This window comes from Micromonospora sp. ZG13 (assembly GCF_059359355.1).
Genome location: NZ_JCADBQ010000020.1, coordinates 20469 through 39516, shown reverse-complemented (window position 1 = coordinate 39516; position 19048 = coordinate 20469). Strand labels below are relative to the sequence as shown.

Genomic DNA, 19048 nt, shown 5'->3' with positions numbered 1-19048 from the left:
CGCCCGGCTCAGCCCGCGCGTCGGGCGAGGAACTCGGCGAGCACCCTCGTGTGGGTGGAGAAGGCCAGCTCCGTCGGCTCGGTGAGCACCAGCCACTCGGTGGCCTCCTCGGTCGGCGCCGACGGGGGCAGCGCCTCGGCCGGCCGCTCGGGCAACTCGCCGAAGACCATCATCGTGCCGCCGGCCGGAGCGCCGTACACCGAGAGCAGCCGGGCGTCGGCGGCGTCGGCGCGCAGGCCCGTCTCCTCCCACAGCTCCCGCACCAGCGCCTCCTGCCACTCCTCGCCGTACTCGACGAAGCCGCCCGGCAGCGCGAGCTGGCCGCGCGCCGGCTCGATGTCGCGGCGTACGACGACCACGCCGAGGCCCCGGGCCGTGCGGACCGGCAGCACCGCCACCGCGACGGGCAGCGGGTTACGCCAGACCGTCTCGCCGCAGACCGCGCAGATCCGCGGCCACCCGGTCGCCGCCGGGTAGGCGGCGCCGCAGAAGGAGCAGTGGGAGTACGCCGCGGCGGTCATGCCGCAGCACGTTACCCCGCGCGCCCGGCGCCCCCGCGACCTGCCGCCCGTCGCGCCCCACGGCGCATCCCCACGGCGGGGGACGGGCACGAGCGGTGAGCGGCTCCGCCTTCCTCCGGGCCGGATCCCGGCGCTCACGGGCGGCCCGCGCCCAGGGCGTCGCGGGCCGCCATGAGGGCGAACCCGAGCAGGTTGGCGCCCTGCCAGCGCGCCGGATCCTCCGCGCGCGGGTCGTCGGCGGCCAGGCCGATGCCCCAGACGCGGTCGACCGGGCTCGCCTCCACGAGCACCCGCTCGCCGGTGCCGAGCAGGAACTCCCGCAGGTCGTCGTGCTGGCCGAACTTGGCGACGCTGCCCGCCACCACGATGTCGTGGCGCCGGGCCTCCCAGGTCGCCTGGTCGAAGCCGCGCACCTGGCGGCCGAGCGACTTGGCGCGGTGGGGATGCCCGGCCGCCAGGATCCGCCCGGCGACCGCGGTGTCGCCGAACAGCATCGCCTTGTGCCACATCATCCAGTGCTCGGCGGTGGCGTAGGTCCGCTCGCCGTCACTGAACGGGGCGGGCCACCACTGGCTCAGGCAGCCGGGCCCGACGCTGCCGTCGCGCTGCGGTCGGTGACCCCAGAAGCACAGGTAGCGGATCTTCCCACCGGCGCGGACGGCGGCGACGAGCTCGTCGACGGATCGAGGCGACATGGCGGCGAGTCTGCCGCAGGGGTCCGACGGAACGCGCGCGATTTCCGGGCCCGTCGGCTCCGCGCGGTCAGGCCGTCGGCGCGCCGGTGTAGAACGCCGTGGTGCGTTCCATGGCGGCCCGTGCCTGTCCGGCGTCGGTGCCGTGGGCGACGCTCGCCTCGCCCCACCGCTCGCTGCTGGCCGTGACGAACTGCCGGCCCTGCTCGGAGACCATCCAGGCCTCGCTCTCCTGCGGGGTGACCCCGCTGCCGTCGGCGGCGAGGTGCGAGGCCAGCCCGAGCAGTCCCAGGTCCCAGCCGACCCCGAGCGCGCCCGGACCGAACTGGTCCCAGCGCTCCTGGTCGACGTGCGCGACGTGCTCCAGCTCGAACCGGGTCCGACCGTCCTCCACCGGCGTCAGGCGCACCTCGATCCAGCTCACCTCGCCGCCGAACTCCCAGGTGGCGGCGAAGCTCTTCGGCGGGTCGCAGCGTTCGACCGTGCCGCCGGCGTTGCCCTCGAGCTGGTAGCGGCCGTGCAGCCGCAGGTCGCCCGAGACGGGCAGGAACCAGCGGGGGATGCGTTCGGCGTTGCTGCAGGCGTCCCAGACGTCCTCCAGCGGCGCGTCGTACGTCTGGCTGATGGTCATCACCCGGGCCTCGCCGGCCTCCAGCACCCGCCGGCCGAGCTGGCGGCGTACGGCGTTGATCTGCTCGGTCGCGTCGATCATCGGTCTCTCCCGTGGTCGGTCGTGTCGTCGGTCGGGGGCGGCTGCTCGCGCAGCCGCCGTTCGCGCTTGCCTCGGGCCAGCTCGGTGGCGAGGGCGTGCAGGGGCGGCGTCCAGAACCGCCGGAAGTTCTCGAGCCAGCGGTCGACCTCCCGCAGCGGGCGGGTGTCGACGGCGTAGAGGCGTCGGGTCCCCTCCGCCCGGACGGTGGCGAAGCCGTTGTCCCGCAGCACCTTCAGGTGCTGGGAGACCGCGGGCTGGGAGATGCCGAACTCCCGCCGGATCACGTCGCACAGTCCGCCGGCGGTCATCTCGCCGTCGGTGAGCAGTTCGAGGATGCGACGCCGCACCGGGTCACCGAGTACGTCGAAGGCGTGCACGGAAACCTTTATATCAGCCGCGCCTTATTTAAGCGACTCATGATGTGGCGGTGTGTCGCCGACGCCTGCGCGGAAGCGTCGGGGATACGACTCTCCACGGGTCGGTGCGAAGATCCGCACGACGCTACCCTGGCATCGACGGACATATACTTTCCGTACGATCGTGGAACCCGTGAGCGGAGGCGGGCGTGCCACTCTTCTTCCTGAGCTACGCCCATGAGGACAACCGCAACGGCCAGGTGCAGGAGTTCTTCGGCGATCTCAGCGAGGCGGTGGCCCGGCTGGCCGGCGTGGGCTGGGACCAGGCGGGATTCGTCGACGGGCAGATGCCGCTCGGCGCAACCTGGTCGCAGGAGTTGGCCGACGCCCTCGCCACCAGTTCCTGCCTGGTGGCGCTGACCTCCCCCCGCTACGTGGTCAGTGACTACTGCGGACGCGAGTTCCGGGTCTTCGCCGACCGGGTCGACGCGCACGAGCGGGAGTTCCGCCGCCGTCCCCCCGCCGTGCTGCCGATCCGCTGGATCCCCTGCGACCGCGTGCCCGGGGCGTTGACCGGCTTCCAGCACAAGAACTTCCCGGCCGGCGCCGTGTACGCCCAGGACGGGCTGCTCACCCTGAAGCAGCGCCGCCGGCACCACGACGAATACCAGGACTTCGTCGACGCGCTGGCCAAGCACATCGTGCAGACCGACCGCGACCACCGCCTGCTCCGGCCCGCCCGACGGCCGGTACTCGCCGAGGTCACCAGCGCCTTCGAGACCACGCGCCGGCGACCGGCTCCCGGGTCGTCCGCAGCCCGGTCGCCCCGATCGACCAGCGCCCGGCACGTCTGGTTCGTTCTGGCCGCCGGCAGCGCGGCGGAGCTGGCCGGCACCCGGAGCGGGGCGGAGGAACGCTACGGCGCGCTGGCCCGGGACTGGCGGCCGTACCGCCCCGAGCTGGAGGCGCCGATCGGCAGCTACGCCGGGGCGGTCGCCACCACCAAGAGCTACGGCTGGACGGTCGAGGACGCCGTCGACCTCGCCGAGGTGCGGGAGTGGGCCCGGGCGCACAACCAGATCGTCGTGCTCGTGGTGGACGTCTGGTCGGCCGGCCTGCCGCGCTACGAGCTGACCCTCGTCGGCTACGACCGCGACCCCGACACCACCACCCCGGTGCTGGTGCCCTGGACGGCCGCCGACGACGCGGCGGCCGACGGCAACCAGCGGTTGTGGGAGACCCTCGCGCGCGTCCTGTCGCACCACGTCGTGCGCAACGATCCCGCGATGTGGCGACCGGAGATCGCCACCGCCGGCCGGTTCCACGCCGAGCTGGAGGACGCGCTGGTCGTGGCCCAGAGCCGCATCTACCGTACGGGCACGGTCTACCAGGAGCCGCCGTCGGACGGCCCGGTGCACCGCCCGATCCTCGAAGGTCCCTGATGGAGGCGGGCAGCCGATGACGGTGAACGACGCGGCACGCGGGCAGATCGTCACGTTCTATTCGTACAAGGGCGGCACGGGACGCACGATGGCGCTGGCCAACGTCGCCTGGATCCTGGCCAGCCAGGGCCTTCAGGTGCTCGTGGTGGACTGGGACCTGGAGTCGCCCGGCCTGCACCGCTACTTCCACCCGTTCCTGCGCGACTCGGAGCTGCGCGCCACCCCCGGGGTCATCGAGATGATCTGGGATTACTCGATGGCCACGATGCAGCGCAACCCCGGCGACGACCCGCAGGAACTGCTCGCCGGGCACGCCAAGATCCAGCGGCGGGCGGTCTCGCTGAACTGGGAGTTCCCGCACGGCGGCGTCATCGACTTCGTGGCAGCCGGCCAGCAGGATTCGGCGTACTCGCGGTTGGTGAGCACCTTCGACTGGTCGAACTTCTACGAACGCCAGGGCGGGGCGGCCTTCTTCGACGCGGTCCGCGCGCAGATGCGCGCCGAGTACGACATCGTGCTGATCGACAGCCGTACGGGCCTGAGCGACGTCGCCGGCATCTGCACCGTGCAGCTGCCCGACACCGTCGTCAACTGCTTCACCATGTCGACGCAGAGCATCCGGGGCGCGTCGGCCGTGGCCCGCTCGATCCGCGCCCAGCGCCCGGACGACCCACCGCTGCTGGTGCCGGTGCCGACCCGGGTGGAGGACGCCGAGCTGCGCAAGCTGGAGACCGGCCGGGACCTGGTCCGGGCCGAGTTCGCGTCGTTCCTCGACCACCTCTCCGACGCCGCGCGGGCCCGCTACTGGAACACCATCGAGGTGCCCTACCGCGCGTTCTACGCCTACGAGGAGATCCTCGCCGCGTTCGGCGACCGTCCGGAGCAGGCGGGCACCCTGCTGGCGGCGTACGAGCAGCTCGCGTCGGTGGTGACCGGTGGCCGGGTCACGCGGCTGGAGCCGATGCCGGAGGAGGAGCGGCGCCGCTCGCTGACCGCGTTCGAGCGGTCCCGGCTCACCGCCGAGCAGACCGTGCTGGTCGGCTACGCCTCGATGGACCGGCTCTGGGCGGAGTGGATCAGCGACCAGCTCGAGGAGGCCGGGCTGCGGGTGGACCGGCGCGCGGTCGACGTGCCGGTCCGCGCGGGTGGCCGCACCGAGTTCGACCGGGCGCTCGCCGCCGCCAGCCGGGTGCTGGTCGTGCTGACCCGGCACTTCGCGGCCACGCCGCTGGCGGGGGAGGCGTGGAAGGCCGCCGCCAGCCGGGACCAGGTCGCCGGCACCGGCGTGCTGGTGCCGCTGCGGGTCGACGAGTCCCGGCTAGCCCTGCCGTACACCGACCGCACCCCGGTCGACCTCAGCGACGTCGACGCCGGCACCGCCCGGACCCTGCTGCTCGAGGAGGCGGGCGCACCCGCGCACGCGGTGACCGCCCGGGCGGTCGGCCGGTTCCCCGGATCGTTCCCGGCGGTGTGGAACGTGCGCCAGCACGGCACCACCTTCGTCGGCCGCGCGGCGCAGCTGGAGGCGCTGCGCGACCGGCTGATCGCCTCGCCCGCCTCCGGCGTGCAGGTGATCCACGGCCTCGGCGGGGTCGGCAAGACCCAGCTCGCCGCCGAGTACGCGCTCCGCTTCGCCCGCGACTACGACATCGTCTGGTGGATCCCTGCCGACAGCGAGGAACGGATCCGGGGCGGGCTGGCCGACCTCGCCGAGGCGATGGGGCTCGGCGCCGGCGGCGGTGGCGAGGCGGTCCGGCGGGTGCTCGACGCGCTACGCCGGGGCGGCCCCGGCCGGCGCTGGCTGATCGTCATGGACAACGCCGACGAGCCGTCGCGGGCCACCCGGGCGCTGCTGCCGCAGGGCCCCGGGCACGTCCTGCTCACCACGCGCGACCAGACCTGGAGCGAGTACGCGGGCGCCACGGAGCTGACCGTCTTCGACCGGGTGGAGAGCGTCCAGCTGCTGCGCGACCGTGTCCGCGGCCTCACCGAGGAGGAGGCGACCCAGGTCGCGGAGAAGCTCGGCGACCTGCCGCTGGCGGTGGAGCAGGGCGCGGCCTACCTGCGGGCCACGGCGCTGCCCGTGCAGCAGTACCTCGCCTCGCTGGACACCCCCGGCCTGCTGCGCATCCTGGAGGGCCGGCAGTCGGCCGGGTACTCCAAGACGCTCGCCGCGACCTGGCTGGTCACCCTGCGCCAGCTGCGGCAGGAGAAGCCCGCCGCCGCGCGCCTGCTGGAGCTGTGCTCGTACTACGCGCCGGAGCCGATCCCGGTCGCGATGCTCACCGGCGAGCGGTTCGCCGTCTTCATGGCCCCGTTCGACCCCACCCTCACCGACCCGATCCTGCAGGGGCTGGTCACCGCCGAGCTGGGCCGCTACGGCCTCGCCCAGGTCGACGCGGAGAACAACACCGTCCGCATCCACCGGCTGGTGCAGCTGGTCATCAAGGACCAGCTCGACGACCCCGCCGAGACCCGTCGCCAGGCCCAGTCGCTGCTCGCCGCCGCCAGCCCCCGCGACCCGGACAAGCCGGCCAACTGGCCGCGCTACGCCGAGCTGTGGCCGCACGTACGTCCCTCGGCGCTGCACGAGTCGACGGCCGAGGAGGCCCGCCAGCTCGTCGCCGACACGGTGCGCTACCTCTACCGGCGCGGGGACTACGAGGCCGCGCGCTCGCTGGCCGAGGACGCGTTGGAACGCTGGCGCGACACCGACGAGGACGACCCCACCAAGCTGCGGATGCGGTTCCACCTGGCCAACGTCCTGCGCGCGCAGAGCCTGTTCGACCTGGCCTTCGACATCGACCAGGACGTCTACGACCGGCAGCGGCGGATCTTCGGCGAGCACCACCTCTACACCCTGATGACGGCTCGCAGCCTCGGGGCCGACCTGCGTGCCCAGGGCCGCTACCACGACGCCGAGCAGCGCGACCGACGAACCCTGGAGCTGAGCGTCCGCAGCTTCGGCGAGGACAGCGGCCGTACGCTGACCGCCGAGAACAACCTCGCCGTCTCGCTGCGGCTCGTCGGCCACTTCCGGGAGGCGGCCCAGCTCGACCAGCACATCTACGAGCGGCGCCGGGAACGCTTCGGCGACGAGGACCCGTCCACTCTCGCCTCCGCCAGCAACTACGGCCGGGGGCTGCGCGACACCGGGGAGCTGTGGCGCTCGCACAGCGTCCTGCAACGCACCTCCGCCAACCAGCAGAAGATCATCGGCCCCGACCATCCGGAGACCCTGCGTACCGCCAAGGAGCTGGCACTGACCCTGCGCCAGCTCGGCCGCTTCGCCGACGCGCACCGGGTGCTGGAACGCACGGTGGTGCGTTACCAGCGCACCCTCGGCGGCGAGCACGCCGACACCCTCTCCTGCGAGATGGCGCTCGCGACCACCTGGTCGGCGGTGGGCGACAACCCGACCGCGCTGCGGATGGCGCGGCGGCTGCGCGACGCGTACACCGAGGTCCTCGGCGCCGACCACGCCATCACCCTGGCCTGCCTCAACAACCTCGGCGTGTTCCTGCGCAAGGGCGGCGAACACCCGCAGGCGCTCGACCTTGCCCAGCGGGTCCGCGACCAGCTGCTCGCCAGCCTCGGCGAGCGGCACCCGCACACCCTGCTCGCCACCCTCAACCTCGCCAACGACCTGTTCGCGCTCGGCGAGCGAGACGCCGCCCTGCTGCTGGACACCACCGCGTACGTCGAGCTGATCCGGGCCCTCGGCGCCGAGCACCCGGACAGCGTCTCGGCGGCGCTCAACCTCGCGGTCAGCAGGATCGCCACCGAGAGCGAGGCCGACGCCGGCCGCGCCCTCTACGACGACGCGTTCGGCCAACTGGTGCAGCTGTTCGGTGGCGACAACCCGCGGGTGGTCCAGGCCCGCCAGCGCGACCGGTTCAACGGCTACATCGAGCCCGCCCTGCTCTGAGCGCCCGCCCTGCTCTGAGCGCCCGGGCCGGTCCGTGCCCGGCCTGGACGAGCGCTGCGGTCTGCTTCACAGACCGTGACTGGCTGCGCCGGATCTCGCGACGGCGGTGTAGTCCGTTCGTCCGATACCGGACAGGTATCAGCGTTCCGGTGGCAGTGGTTCGTCGGGGTCGCCGGCCAGCCAGGTCGCGACCGCCAGGGGGTCGGCGCCGGGCAGCCGGTGGCACAGCGTCCGGACCAGGTCGGCGCGGGCGGTCAGCACCCGCGCGGCGGCGGTACGCCCCAGCCGTCCGGCGACCAGCGCGACGCCGACCAGCGCGTCGGCGTCCCCGGGATCCACGGCGAGCCGGCGGCGGTAGCCGGCCAGGGCGCCCCCGGTGTCACCCGCCGCGTACGACCGGTCGGCGTGGTCCACCCGTTCCGCCTCGCTGGGGCTGGTGCCCGTACCGCCGTGGTCCGTCGCCAGCAGCCGCCGCCGCACCGCCGCCTCCGGGCCGGTGTCGCCGGTCGACGCGGGCCGGGCCGGGCCGGGCACGACGGCGGGTGCGGCGATCGGGGGCGGGCGCCGACCCCTCCGCCACGCGTACGCCACCTCCGCCACGGCGTCGTCTTCGGGGGCCAGGTTGGCCAGCGCCCAGCGCACCGCCCCGCCGTCCGCGACGTCGCGCGCCGCGGCCTCGACCCGCGCGTCGCCGGCGGGCTCCCAGCCGCGCAGGGTGCCGGCCATGCCCGCCACGAAGGCCCGCCCGTCGTCCGTCAGCTCCGCGCTGCCGGCGAGCTGCGCGACGGCCCGCGCGGTCTGCACCCGCCAGTACGCGTACTCGAACGCGCAGCGGACGTCCTCGTGCCGCCGGCAGCGCCACACCTCGGCCACCCCGAGGTGGGCGTACGCGCCCTGCAACAGCGCGCCGACGGGGCGGGGGTCCCACCGCCACGGCGCCCGGTAGCGGGCCGGACCGCCCGGCGCGTGCAGCGGCAGCAGGTCCAGCAGCGCGCCCAGCTTGGTGTGCTGCAACTCGTGCACCAGCAGCAGCGCGAGTGTCTGCGGGTCGGCCGGCACGGAGAGCGCGATGGCACCCAGTGCGGCACGGCTGGTGGCGCTCACCGGGTGCCCGGACGGCGCCGGCGTGAGCGGCACCAGCGTACGCAGCAGCGTGGCCAGGCCCCGGGCGTGCGCCGGCAGCCGGTCGGTCAGCCAGTGCCACGCCTGCCCGGTCAGCCGGTCGAGCCGGTCCGCCGTGGCGTCGTCCAGGCGGCTCGTCGGCGGTCGGTGGTAGCGGCTCCGGTGCGGATCCTGGTCGTCGACGAGCACCTGGGCCGGGGGCGCGTCGCGGCCCGGGGTGAGCCGGCGGCTCGGCAGCCACCCGCGTGCCGGGGCGTGACCGTCGCCCGACCCGTCGGTGGCGTGCACGGCGCCGGCCGGCCCGTACACCGACAACCCCGGCGGCGGTCGACCGTCGCCGGCCGACCCGGGGTCGTAGCGCCGTCCCCTGCCGCGGACGACTGCGGTGCCGGCGCCGAGCCCGACCGCGCCGCCCACCGTGGGCAGCAGCAGCGCACCCCGCGGGCAGGGCACGGCGAGCGTGAAGGGAAGGCCCGCGCGCAGGGCGGCGGCTGCCGCCAGCCCGCCCAGGTAGGCCGTGTCGGGGCGGCCGTGCAGGGCGTCGGTGGCCCAGCCGGTGACCGGCGGGTGTGCCAGGACGTGGGCGACGGCCGCCGGATCCGCCCGCTCGGCGAGGGTGAGCAGGGCGAGGCACTGCGCGGCCGGCGAACCGGTCCCGCCCGCGCGCGCGGCGGCGACGGTCAGCAGCCGCCGCCGGCCGAGCTGACCGACGCGCAGCACCTCGAGCGTGGCGTCGTCACCGTGCCCCGCGGCGAGGCCGGCGAGCTGGGCGGGGGAGAGCACCACCGGCTCACCGCCGTCGCGAGGCAGGCCGCCGGGCTGGGGCGGCGTCGGGCGAAGCGGCCAGGGCGCGGCGGCGCAGGGCGTCGACGTCCGCGGCCACCACCCGTCGTACGTGTCGGATCAGCCGGTAGAGGTCGGGGCAGTAGACCGAGGGGTGCGCGAACCCGGCGCCGGCGCGGAAGCGGTGCGCGTACAGGCCGCCACCGCAGGCGCTGAGCACGGGGCAGGCCCGGCACGCGGCGGCCAGGGCGGCCGGACCGGTCGGCCGGCCCGCCAGCGACGGGTGCCGCAGCGCCTCGTCGAAGGAGTGGCGGAAGACGTCGAGGCCGGTACGCATCGACGCGTCGTCGGTCGTCTTCAGGGTGTCGGTGCCCTCGATGGTGCCGTCGGTCTCGATCGTCATGACGTCGGGCTCGGCGAACCCCACCGCCCGGGTGCCGCTGCGGCCGCCGAGCAGCAGCGCGATCAGCGACTCGAACAACCGGATCCCGGTGCGGCGGGGCGTCGTGGCGTACCAGCGGTCGAAGACGGCCACCAGCCAGTCGCCGTACGGGGTGTCGGTGCCGCCCGGCCGGCGCCCGGGCGGGGGAGCGGTCCAGTTGCCGTGCGGCAGCAGCAGGTCCAGGCGGGGCGGGTCGAACGCGAGCAGCGACTCGTAGACGTCCACCGGATCGTTGGCCAGGTCGACCGTGCAGAGCAGCCCCGCCCAGCGCGACCGGTGCCGCGGGTGGTCGAGCAGCCGCAGCGCGGCGGCCACGTCGGCGAAACTGCCCCGTCCGTCGGGGTAGCGGCGATGCCGGTCGTTGGCGGCCCGGTCGCCGTCGAGGCTCACCCCGACGTCGATGTCGTGGCGGTGGCACAGCGCCAGGAACTCCTCGTCCAGCAGTACGCCGTTGGTCTGCACGCCGACGTCGAGCGACGCTCCCGGGGGCAGTGCCGCCCGCAGGGTGCGTACGGTCCGGTCGAGGGTCGCCGGGCCGGCCAGCAGCGGCTCGCCGCCGTGCAGCACGACGCGTACCCGGTCGGGGCCGTGCCGTGCCAGGTGCTCGCCGAGGCGCCGCGCGACCTGGGCCACGGTGCCCGGCGCGATCATCCGTGGCCGCTCCCGCCACCGCTGGTCGGCGCTGCGGTAGACGTAACAGTGGTCGCACGCCAGGTTGCAGCGGCTGTGCACCTTGAGTACGAGCTGCCGGACCCGGGTCGGCGGATCGGCGTGGTCAGGGTGGGGTGGGGCGGCCGACGTCGGGGCGTCGGCGGACACGTCAGAAGCTCGACTCGAACGCCGACACGTCGAGCTGCCGGCCCGGCTCGTCGCCGGCCACGAGCGTGCCGAGCACGTGGGCCAGCACGCCGTCGCCGGCACCGGCGAGCAGGTCGGCCAGCGGTACGTCCCCCAGCCGCACCAGGGCGGCCCCCGTGTCGACCGACGGTGGCGGCAGCTCGGTCTCAGCCACGGTGGACCGTCCGGCGACCATGTGTCCTGCCGCGCGTCATCGCTGCGCTCACCCCGCCTTTTCTACACCATCGGGTGCCTGTCCCGACGGCCCGACACCGCACCCCGGGGTGGGCGTCGGCGGCACCCCGACGGCCCCGGCCGACCGAACCGCCGCCGGTGTGTCCGGCCACGGGGACGCGTCCGGCGGCGCGCGGTGACAGGCGGTGGACCCGGGTGGCACCGGCACTGCCCACGACCGCGATGACCGGTGACATTCCGCCTCCCGTCGGCGTCGGTGTCCGAAGCATAGGGGCGCGGCGGCCTCCGCAGCGACCACCGTCCGTAAACCCGACTCAGGGTCGTGTCGTACCCGTGGTCCATGATCCTTGTCGTCACAGCGACGCCGGCGACCCTTCCGGCGTCCGGGTCGTCACGGGCTGCGCGGAGCGGCGGACGGGAGGTCGGACAGTGGCTGACGCGGAACGGACCGCGTGGCGACGGCGCAGCACGGTGCGGGTGGTGCCGCCCTCGCGGCCCCGCAAGCTGGCCAAGGTGCCCTTCGTCGAGTTGGCCGACGGGCGGTTGCAGGGAGTGGTCTCCAGCGGGTCGGACGTCGACCGGGTCTACGTGTCGTCGATCGCCTCCGGCACCCACGCCTACCACTGCAGCACCAACAACAACCGGCCCTGCGGCGGGCTGCGCGGCGCGCCCTGCAAGCACCTGCACGCCCTGGCCGACGAGGCACTGCTCCAGTACGGCGGCGACCGGGTGGCCCGCTACCTGCGCGTCGACGTCGGCGCGGGGGCGGACAGCGCCCGGGAGCTGCTCGCCGCCCTGGACGGGCGGCACGAGCCGACCCCCGCCGCCGTCGTGTTCAGCCGCTTCCTGCGCCACCTGTCCTACCTGGAACTGCCCGGCAGCACGGTCCCCCTGCCCGAGCTGCACTGGTTCCCGGCCACCGGGACGGTTCGCTGATGCTCGGCACACAGCTCACCGTCCTGCGCGACGACACGCCGACCGGCCTGGCCGACGCCCTCGACCTGGTCACCGGCCTCGACGACGCCCTGGTCCGCGGCCTCGCCCGGGTGGGTGCGGACGACGCCGCCGCGCTGGCCGCCCTGGCGGGCGCGCTGGCCGCCACCCCGCTCGGCGACCGGCTCGCCGAGGCGGCCGCCAAGGTCACCGCCGGCTCGGTCGCCGAGGAACACCTGCTCGCCCTCGCCGGCGCCCGGTGCGCGCTGCTCGGCGCCGCCCACGACGCGCTGCTCGGGCAGCTCGACGCCGCGCTGGGCAGGACCCGCACCCCCTGGACCCCCGGCCCGGTCGAGGCCGCGGGTGACGGGTCCCCGGCCCGCGCCGGCGCGCGCGCCTGGCTGCACGAGGTTGCGGTGACCGGGTGGGCCGGCCTCGACCACGAACTCGTGGCCGCGGCCGGGGCGCCGGTCGAGGCGGCCCTCGCCGAGCCCCACCTCCGCAGGCTGGCCGTGCTGCTCGACGGCCTCGCCGCCGAGCTGCGGGCCTGCGTGCCGGTGGCCACGATGGCGCAGCCGCCGGTCCGGCGCTGGGCCGATCTCTGGGCCCGGGGTGTGCTGCTCGCCCAGGACGCGGCGGCCGCCGCCGTCCCGACGGCCGTCGAGGAGGTCTCCGGGCGGCTGCTCGTGCTCGGCGTCGACGTGCACGAGCACGACACCGCCGTGCAGGCGCAACTGCACGCGATCCTCGAACCGGCCGACGGCGGGCCGCCCCGGCTCGTCCGCAGCGCGGTCGGCGCGGTCAAGGTCGAGACGATCGTCGGCCCGGCGCTGTGGCGCCTGCTGGACGCCCATCCCGTGCTGCTGGCCGCGCTGGCCGAGCGGCGCAGTGTGACGGTCACCGGCCTGCCGCTGCGCGGCGCGGACCTGATCTGGCACGACGAGCGGGTGCGACCCGGCGAGCCCGCCGACCCGTTCGCCACCGCCCGCGTGCTGTTGCCGGCGGCGGTCGCGACGGCGTCGGCGCCGCTGGAGCGGCACCCCGTGGGGATCGCCGAGCCCGTGCTGGTGGAGGGCTACACCGTGCGCGACGACGACGGCACGACGACCTTCGCGCTCGACGGGCAGGCGATCGACGTCGCGGTCGACCGGCTGCCCTCCTGCGGCCCGCTCACCCCCGAGCTGGTGGCCACCTCCTCCGCCTGCCTCGGCCTGCTGCGGTGGGACGACGGTCGGTGGCTGCTGCAACCCCTGGCCGTGCGGGCCACCGTCAAGCGCCGGCCGGTCGACGTGCACACCGGCGACTGGGCGGGCGGCGTCACCGATCCGAAGATCGCCAAGGCCGAGGCCAAGGCGGGCGATGCCGTGGCGGTGCTGCGCGAGCGCGCGGGACGGTTGCTGCGCCGATGACCGACACCCCGAACCCCGCGGACCTCACCGACGCCAACCGGCGTCAGGTGCTCTACTGGCGGCTGCTGGCCCGGCTCTTCGATCCCGAGGAGCAGCCCACCCTGGAATCGGCCAGCATGGCGGTCGTCGACGACCTCGGCCTGCCGGCCGCCCTGCTGGACCCGGCGGTCTCGGTGGACACCGTCGTCCAGCGCTTCCCGGCCGTCGCCGACGAGCTGCGCGGCCTGCTCAGCCCGACGCCCGACGTCCCTGCGGCCGCTGACCTGCCCGACGTCCCTGCGGCCGCTGACCTGCCCGACGTCCCTGCGGCCGCTGACCTGCCCGACGTCCCTGCGGCCGCTGACCTGCCCGACGTCCCTGCGGCCGCTGACCTGCCCGACGTCCCTGCGGCCGCTGACCTGCCTGACGCGCCGGCTGCCGAGGAAGAAGGCGACGGGCCGCCGGGCGCATCCGGTGCGCCCGGCGCCGCCGAGGTACGCCGCGCCGCCCTGGTGTCGAAGCTGCTGCTCAACGTCTTCGCCACCGGCCATGGGCCGGTCGACGCCGGCCAACTGGCCCGGTGGCAGTCCGACGCCGGCTGGTTCGAGCAGGCGCTCGGACTGGAACCGGGCGGGCTGCGCCGGCAGGGCGGCGGCGACGGCCTGGGCGGGGTGCTGGCCGGCCTCGAGGGTGACCTGGTCCGCCGGATGCACCTGCGGGAGGTGCTCGCCGACCCGGTGCTGGCGAGCCGGCTGACGCCGAGCATGTCGCTGATCGAGCAGCTGCTGCGGGACAAGGCCAACCTCTCCGGGGTGGCCCTGGCCAACGCCAAGGCACTCATCCGGCGCTTCGTCGACGAGGTCGCCGAGGTGCTGCGTACGCAGGTCGCACAGACCAGCGTCGGCGTCGTCGACCGGTCCGTGCCGCCCAAGCGGGTCTACCGCAACCTCGACCTGGACCGCACGATCTGGCAGAACCTGACCAACTGGAGCCCGGAGGACGAGCGCCTCTACGTCGACCGGCTCTACTACCGGCAGACCGCCCGCCGGGTCACCCCGGCCCGGCTCATCGTGGTGGTCGACCAGTCGGGCTCCATGGTCGACTCGATGGTCAACTGCACCATCCTCGCGTCGATCTTCGCCGGCCTGCCCAAGGTGGACGTGCACCTGATCGCGTACGACACGCGGGCGCTGGACCTCACGCCGTGGGTGCACGACCCGTTCGAGGTGCTGCTGCGTACGAAGCTGGGCGGCGGCAACGACGGGCCGGTCGCCATGGCGCTGGCCCGCCCGAAGATCGTCGAGCCGCGGAACACGGTCATGGTGTGGATCTCGGACTTCTACGAGTTCGACCGCTCCCAGCCGCTGTTCGACGGCATCGAGGCCGTGCACCGCTCCGGCGTGCGCTTCATCCCGGTCGGCTCGGTCAACAGCTCGGGCCAGCAGAGCGTCAACCCCTGGTTCCGGCAACGCTTCAAGGACCTGGGCACGCCGGTGATCTCCGGCCACATCCGCAAACTCGTCTTCGAGCTCAAGAGCTTCCTCACCTAGGAGAACAACCCCTCATGTCCGAGATGTTGCGTGCCCCCGCCGAGGTCAAGTACGCCGAGGAACTCGACTTCCTGGAGTCGGTCGACACCGACCCGAAGCCGTTCTCGTGGCGGCTGAGCCCACGGATGGTCCGACTGTTCATCCTCGGCTCGGAACGGGCCGACGGGCTCGACCGGGAGATCCCGCAGAAGTGGTTCGGCGACCGCACGTTCGTCGAACGCAGCATCGTGACCCTGGCGTCGGACCGGGGCCTGCTGCTGATCGGCGACCCGGGCACCGGCAAGAGCTGGCTGGCCGAGCTGCTGGCCGCCGCCGTCTGCCGCAACTCGACGCTGGTGGTCCAGGGCACCGCCGGCACCACCGAGGACCACATCAAGTACTCGTGGAACGTCTCCATGGTCATCGCCCGGGGCCAGTCCCGGGAGTCGATGATCCCCTCGCCGATCATGACGGCGATGGAGCAGGGCACCGTCGGCCGGTTCGAGGAGCTGACCCGTTCCACGAGCGACGTGCAGGACGCGTTGATCTCGATCCTGTCGGAGAAGTACGTCTCCATCCCGGAGCTGGACCACGACAACATCGTCTTCGCCAAGCCCGGTTTCTCGATCATCGCCACCGCGAACAGCCGGGACCGGGGCGTGAACGACCTCTCCTCGGCGCTCAAGCGGCGGTTCAACTTCGTCCGGATCCCGGTGGTGACCAACAAGCGTAGCGAGGCCGAGATCGTCCGCTTCCGCACCGAGGAGCTGCTGCGCCGTCACCAGATCACCCTGGACGTGCCGCCGACCCTGCTGGACATCCTGCTCCAGAGCTTCGCCGACCTGCGCGCCGCCGCCTCCTCGGCGACCAGCGACGACGAGAAGCTGGAGTCGGCGCTGTCCACCGCCGAGCAGATCGGTGTCCTGGAGGACGCCATCCTGCACAGTCAGTTCTTCGGCGACCGCACCCTGCGCGCCGCGACGCTGGCCGGATCGCTGGTGGGTTCGCTGGCCCGCCGCAGCCCGGAGGACCTGGCGATCCTCAACAAGTACCTGCACGGGGTGGTCGAGCCGCGCGCCAAGCAGGACGGCGGCGGCTGGGAGGGCTTCCTCGACGGTGGCCGCCAGGCGATCGCCGCCCTGTCGTGACCGCCCCCACCACCCCCGGGCCGTTCGGCGCGCTGCGCGAGCAGCTCACCGCCGCCGCCAGCACCTTCGCCGGCAGCTCGGACGCCGTCGCGGAGATCCTCGCCGGCATCGTCGACGACGTCGACCGTGCCCTCGGCGAGGAGCTGGAGATCTTCCCGGTCTGCCACCACTCCCCGTCGTCGGCGCTGGCCATGGTGCGCAGGCTGCGGGCGAAGCAGCCGAAGGTGATCTACCTGGAGCTCTGCGAGGACCTCCAGCCGCTGCTGGGCGAGCTGCGCAACTGCCGCCTCCCGGTCGCCGTGCAGGCGTTCGCCTCGGAGCTGGACGGCTTTCCGGCCGACTGGGGGCCGCTCAGCGTGGTCGCGCCGATCACCGAGGCCAGCGCCGAATACCAGGCCATCGCGTACGCGCTGGAGACGCCGGGCGTCGAGCTGGTGCTGGTGGACCGCTCCACGGACCACGTCTTCCAGTGGCTGCCCCGCCCGCCCGGCACCGCCGACAAGGTCCCGCCCGGCACCGCCGGAGAGGCCCCGTCCGGCGGGGACGTCGAGACCGCCACGCCGGCGGGGGAGGAGGCGGCCCTGCACGGCGACGCGATCGGCGTCGAGATCGGCGACCTGCGGCCCCGCTTCGCGGAGCTGGAGGCGTACCTGCTGCACCACGGCAAGGTCCGGCACTGGTCGGAGTGGTGGGACCAGTACGTCGAGCAGCCGCTGGCCGACGCCGACCACGACACCTACCGGCAGGTGATGGTGCTGATCGGCAGCCTGTTCCGGCGGCTGCGTCCGGCCGGGTCGGACGCCCGGGACCGGGACGAGGACCGCGAGCGCTACATGTGGACCCGGATGCGGCAGCACCTCGCGGCCTCCGGCGCCGACCCCGCCGACTGCCTTTACGTCTGCGGCGCGTTCCACGCCGCCAGCCGGGTGGAGCAGTTCGGGCTGCGGGCCGACGCCCCGTTCGACATCGGTCCCCGCACCGACACCCGGTGGCACTACGGCCTGATTCCGTCGAGCCACTCCGCCATTGAGGCGCAGTTCGGCCTCGCCCCCGGCTCGGTGTCGATCGCCGCCGCCACCTGGACCAAGGCGGTCGCCCGCACCGGGCTGGCCCCGTTCCGCCTGGAAGGGCAGCGCGGCGGCCGCACCCGCACCGCCGGCCGCCGCCGGGCCACCGCGGCCCCCGCGCCCGCCGCCGGCCTCGCCGACCGGCTCTCGGGCTACCTCGCCCGGCCGCCGGTGGCGCAGGGCCTGGACGAGGCGGAGCTGCGGGGCTGGTGCGTCGACATCGTCCGGCTTGCCCGGCGCAACGGCTACCTGGCCAGCACCGCCGACGCGATCGCCGTCTTCGAGACCTCGATCCTCCTCGCCGGCCTGCGCAACCGCGCCCGCCCCACGCCGTACGACTTCGCCGACGCGGCGGTCACCTGCATCGAGAAGGACGTCGTCCCGGGCCGCCGCGACGTCCGCCGGCTGTGCGAGATCCTGTTCGGCGGCGACCGGGTCGGCCAGGTGGGCTACGAGGCCCTTCCGCCGCTCGCCCGCGACGTCCACGACCGGCTCGCCCCCCTCGGGCTCGACCTGGAGAAGCGCACCATTCAGCGGGCCCTGGTGGACCTGCGGGCCAGCCCCGAGCTGGTGCCGTGCTCGGATCTGCTGTGGCGGCTGCGGCACCTGCTGCCGTCCGACGCGGTCCGGCCCATCATGGGCGAGCGCCGGCTGGGGCAGCGCTCGATCCAGGAGAGCTGGGACCTGGCGCTCGGCCGCAACCAGCGCTCGCTCATCGAGCTGGGCTACGAGGGGGTGACCGTCGAGCAGGTCCTGGAGCAGCGCCTGCGCCGCGCCGTACGGGGCCCGGACGCGACGGCCTCGGTGGCGTTGGGGGCCGTCGAGGACGCCATCCGGCTGCTCGACAGCCCGCGCCTGGTCGACGAGCTCGGCACCCGCGCGGTGGAGCTGCTGGCCGCCGAACGCACCGTCGACGACGCCCCCGAGGTGCTGCGCCGGATCCGGCGGCTGCTGGCCCACCACCGCGCCACCGGGCCGCTGCCGGCCTGGTGCGAGGCGTTCGTGACCACGGGGTACGCGCACTACTGCACGCTGCTGCCCACCGCGTTCCTCGACGAGGACAGCGGCGTACGTCAGGTCGGCGCCATGCTCGGCTTCCTGTTCGGCATGGAGAGCCTGGCGCTCTCCCTGGGCTGCGACCGCTCCCAGCTCGAACTCGCCGTCGCGCAGTCGCACCCGGAGGCGCCGGCCAAGGTGGCGCTGCTCTGGGCCGCCCGTCACCAACTGGGCCTGCTGCCGCTGGCCGAGTTGCGCGAACGGTGTGCCGAGCTGCTCGGCAATCCGCTGGTGGTGCCCGCCTTCCCGCAGTACCTCAGCGGCTTCGTGCAGGCCCTGGAGCCGGTGCCGGGGCTCGCCCCGTTCGTCGTGGAGGTGATGTCGTCCGCGTTCGCCCGGTTGCCCGACCCGGTCCTGCTGCCGTGGCTCCCCACGTTGATCACCACCCTGCGCGAGCACGGTGCGGAGCTGGTGCCGCTGCTGGTGCGGGAGGCGGGGCGTACGTTCCCCGGCTCGCTGGCCGCGCTGGACGCCTGGGTGCCGCCATGGTCGGCCCCGACCCCGCCGACGTCGCCGCTCGCCGCCGTGGTGTCCGGTCCGGTGGCCGCCCTGCTGGCGGCCAACCCGCAGAGCGTCGACGCCGTCGCCGCGTTGCTCGGCTGCGACGGCGGCTGGCGCGAGCCGGACGGCGACGCCGCCGCGTCCGCCGGCCTGACCGCCCTGCTGGCCGCGCATCCGGAGACCACCGACGCGGTGGCCGGCCTGTTGGCGGCGACCCCGCGCTGACCGCCGGCCGCGAGAGCGGGTGCCGGCCTGGCCGCCCGGCGCGTCGGGCCGGCCTGCGGCTCGGCGGCCTGCGGCTCGGCCGCTCGGCGGCCCGGCGGCCTGCGGCTCGGCGGCCTGCGGCCCGGCGGTCCGGCGCGTCGGGACGGCCTGTGGCCCGGCCGGCGGACCGCG

The 19048-nt window shown here is 74.6% G+C and carries 14 protein-coding genes and 1 pseudogene; 8 read left to right on the top strand and 7 right to left on the bottom strand.

Features of this window, described 5'->3' with window-relative positions:
* Positions 1-8 precede the first annotated feature (8 nt).
* The 4 genes from AC5L34_RS26855 to AC5L34_RS26840 form a co-directional block, all read right to left on the bottom strand.
* Entirely contained in the window at positions 9-521 is a 513-nt protein-coding gene (locus AC5L34_RS26855) for an NUDIX domain-containing protein (protein ID WP_441177902.1), read from the bottom strand.
* A gap of 134 nt (positions 522-655) precedes the next feature.
* Complete coding sequence (gene ybiA / locus AC5L34_RS26850; RefSeq protein WP_441177903.1) at positions 656-1216, bottom strand: riboflavin biosynthesis intermediates N-glycosidase; 561 nt, start codon at positions 1214-1216, stop codon at positions 656-658.
* 67 nt (positions 1217-1283) lie between these two features.
* The gene (locus tag AC5L34_RS26845; protein ID WP_494827522.1) at positions 1284-1925 is read right to left on the bottom strand and encodes an SRPBCC family protein; all 642 of its coding nucleotides are present in this window, start codon (positions 1923-1925) and stop codon (positions 1284-1286) included.
* Positions 1922-2302 (bottom strand): ArsR/SmtB family transcription factor, encoded by a 381-nt coding sequence (locus tag AC5L34_RS26840; RefSeq protein WP_088999901.1) that lies wholly within the window; start codon positions 2300-2302, stop codon positions 1922-1924. Before AC5L34_RS26840 ends, AC5L34_RS26845 begins: the two co-directional genes overlap by 4 nt.
* A 188-nt stretch (positions 2303-2490) precedes the next feature.
* On the opposite strand from AC5L34_RS26840, the gene AC5L34_RS26835 reads away from it, so the two are divergent.
* Positions 2491-3723: a TIR-like protein FxsC gene (locus AC5L34_RS26835; RefSeq protein ID WP_441177905.1), complete on the top strand. Its 1233-nt coding sequence runs from the start codon at positions 2491-2493 to the stop codon at positions 3721-3723.
* 16 nt (positions 3724-3739) lie between these two features.
* Positions 3740-7651, top strand: a complete 3912-nt coding sequence (gene fxsT, locus AC5L34_RS26830; protein ID WP_494827520.1) for an FxSxx-COOH system tetratricopeptide repeat protein — start codon at positions 3740-3742, stop codon at positions 7649-7651.
* Between the two features lie 138 nt (positions 7652-7789).
* On the opposite strand, the gene AC5L34_RS26825 is transcribed toward fxsT, so the two are convergent.
* From AC5L34_RS26825 to fxsA, 3 genes are read right to left on the bottom strand one after another with little or no spacing between them, the layout of a single operon-like run.
* Positions 7790-9559: an aKG-HExxH-type peptide beta-hydroxylase gene (locus AC5L34_RS26825; protein WP_494827519.1), complete on the bottom strand. Its 1770-nt coding sequence runs from the start codon at positions 9557-9559 to the stop codon at positions 7790-7792.
* A 4-nt stretch (positions 9560-9563) separates the two neighbouring features.
* Positions 9564-10817 carry an FxsB family cyclophane-forming radical SAM/SPASM peptide maturase gene (locus tag AC5L34_RS26820; RefSeq protein ID WP_441177908.1) on the bottom strand — a complete coding sequence of 418 codons (1254 nt, stop codon included), beginning with the start codon at positions 10815-10817 and terminating at the stop codon, positions 9564-9566.
* A 1-nt stretch (position 10818) separates the two neighbouring features.
* The gene (gene fxsA, locus AC5L34_RS26815) at positions 10819-11010 is read right to left on the bottom strand and encodes an FxSxx-COOH cyclophane-containing RiPP peptide (RefSeq protein ID WP_158241992.1); all 192 of its coding nucleotides are present in this window, start codon (positions 11008-11010) and stop codon (positions 10819-10821) included.
* Positions 11011-11459: 449 nt separating this feature from the next.
* Between fxsA and AC5L34_RS26810 the strand changes: the two genes are divergently transcribed.
* From AC5L34_RS26810 to AC5L34_RS26785, 6 genes and pseudogenes are all read left to right on the top strand, one after another.
* Complete coding sequence (locus AC5L34_RS26810) at positions 11460-11966, top strand: hypothetical protein (protein ID WP_441177909.1); 507 nt, start codon at positions 11460-11462, stop codon at positions 11964-11966.
* The gene (locus tag AC5L34_RS26805) at positions 11966-13372 is read left to right on the top strand and encodes a hypothetical protein (protein WP_441177910.1); all 1407 of its coding nucleotides are present in this window, start codon (positions 11966-11968) and stop codon (positions 13370-13372) included. The genes AC5L34_RS26810 and AC5L34_RS26805 overlap by 1 nt, the downstream gene beginning before the upstream one ends.
* Positions 13369-13638, top strand: a pseudogene (locus AC5L34_RS26800) (VWA containing CoxE family protein); the annotation flags it as partial. The gene AC5L34_RS26805 and the pseudogene AC5L34_RS26800, both read left to right, overlap by 4 nt.
* Positions 13639-13662: 24 nt before the next feature.
* Positions 13663-14901: a VWA domain-containing protein gene (locus AC5L34_RS26795; RefSeq protein WP_494827591.1), complete on the top strand. Its 1239-nt coding sequence runs from the start codon at positions 13663-13665 to the stop codon at positions 14899-14901.
* Positions 14902-14915: 14 nt separating this feature from the next.
* A complete protein-coding gene (locus AC5L34_RS26790; RefSeq protein WP_101410573.1) occupies positions 14916-16028 on the top strand; it encodes an ATP-binding protein in 1113 nt (370 codons plus the stop codon).
* Positions 16025-18877: a DUF5682 family protein gene (locus tag AC5L34_RS26785; protein ID WP_494827516.1), complete on the top strand. Its 2853-nt coding sequence runs from the start codon at positions 16025-16027 to the stop codon at positions 18875-18877. The genes AC5L34_RS26790 and AC5L34_RS26785 overlap by 4 nt, the downstream gene beginning before the upstream one ends.
* Positions 18878-19048: the final 171 nt, after the last annotated feature.

Coding starts and splice junctions, on each gene's coding strand:
- AC5L34_RS26855 (WP_441177902.1), bottom strand. CDS start 521: ATGACCGCCGCGGCGTACTCCCACTGCTCCTTCTGCGGCGCCGCCTAC.
- ybiA (WP_441177903.1), bottom strand. CDS start 1,216: ATGTCGCCTCGATCCGTCGACGAGCTCGTCGCCGCCGTCCGCGCCGGT.
- AC5L34_RS26845 (WP_494827522.1), bottom strand. CDS start 1,925: ATGATCGACGCGACCGAGCAGATCAACGCCGTACGCCGCCAGCTCGGC.
- fxsT (WP_494827520.1), top strand. CDS start 3,740: ATGACGGTGAACGACGCGGCACGCGGGCAGATCGTCACGTTCTATTCG.
- AC5L34_RS26805 (WP_441177910.1), top strand. CDS start 11,966: ATGCTCGGCACACAGCTCACCGTCCTGCGCGACGACACGCCGACCGGC.
- AC5L34_RS26790 (WP_101410573.1), top strand. CDS start 14,916: ATGTCCGAGATGTTGCGTGCCCCCGCCGAGGTCAAGTACGCCGAGGAA.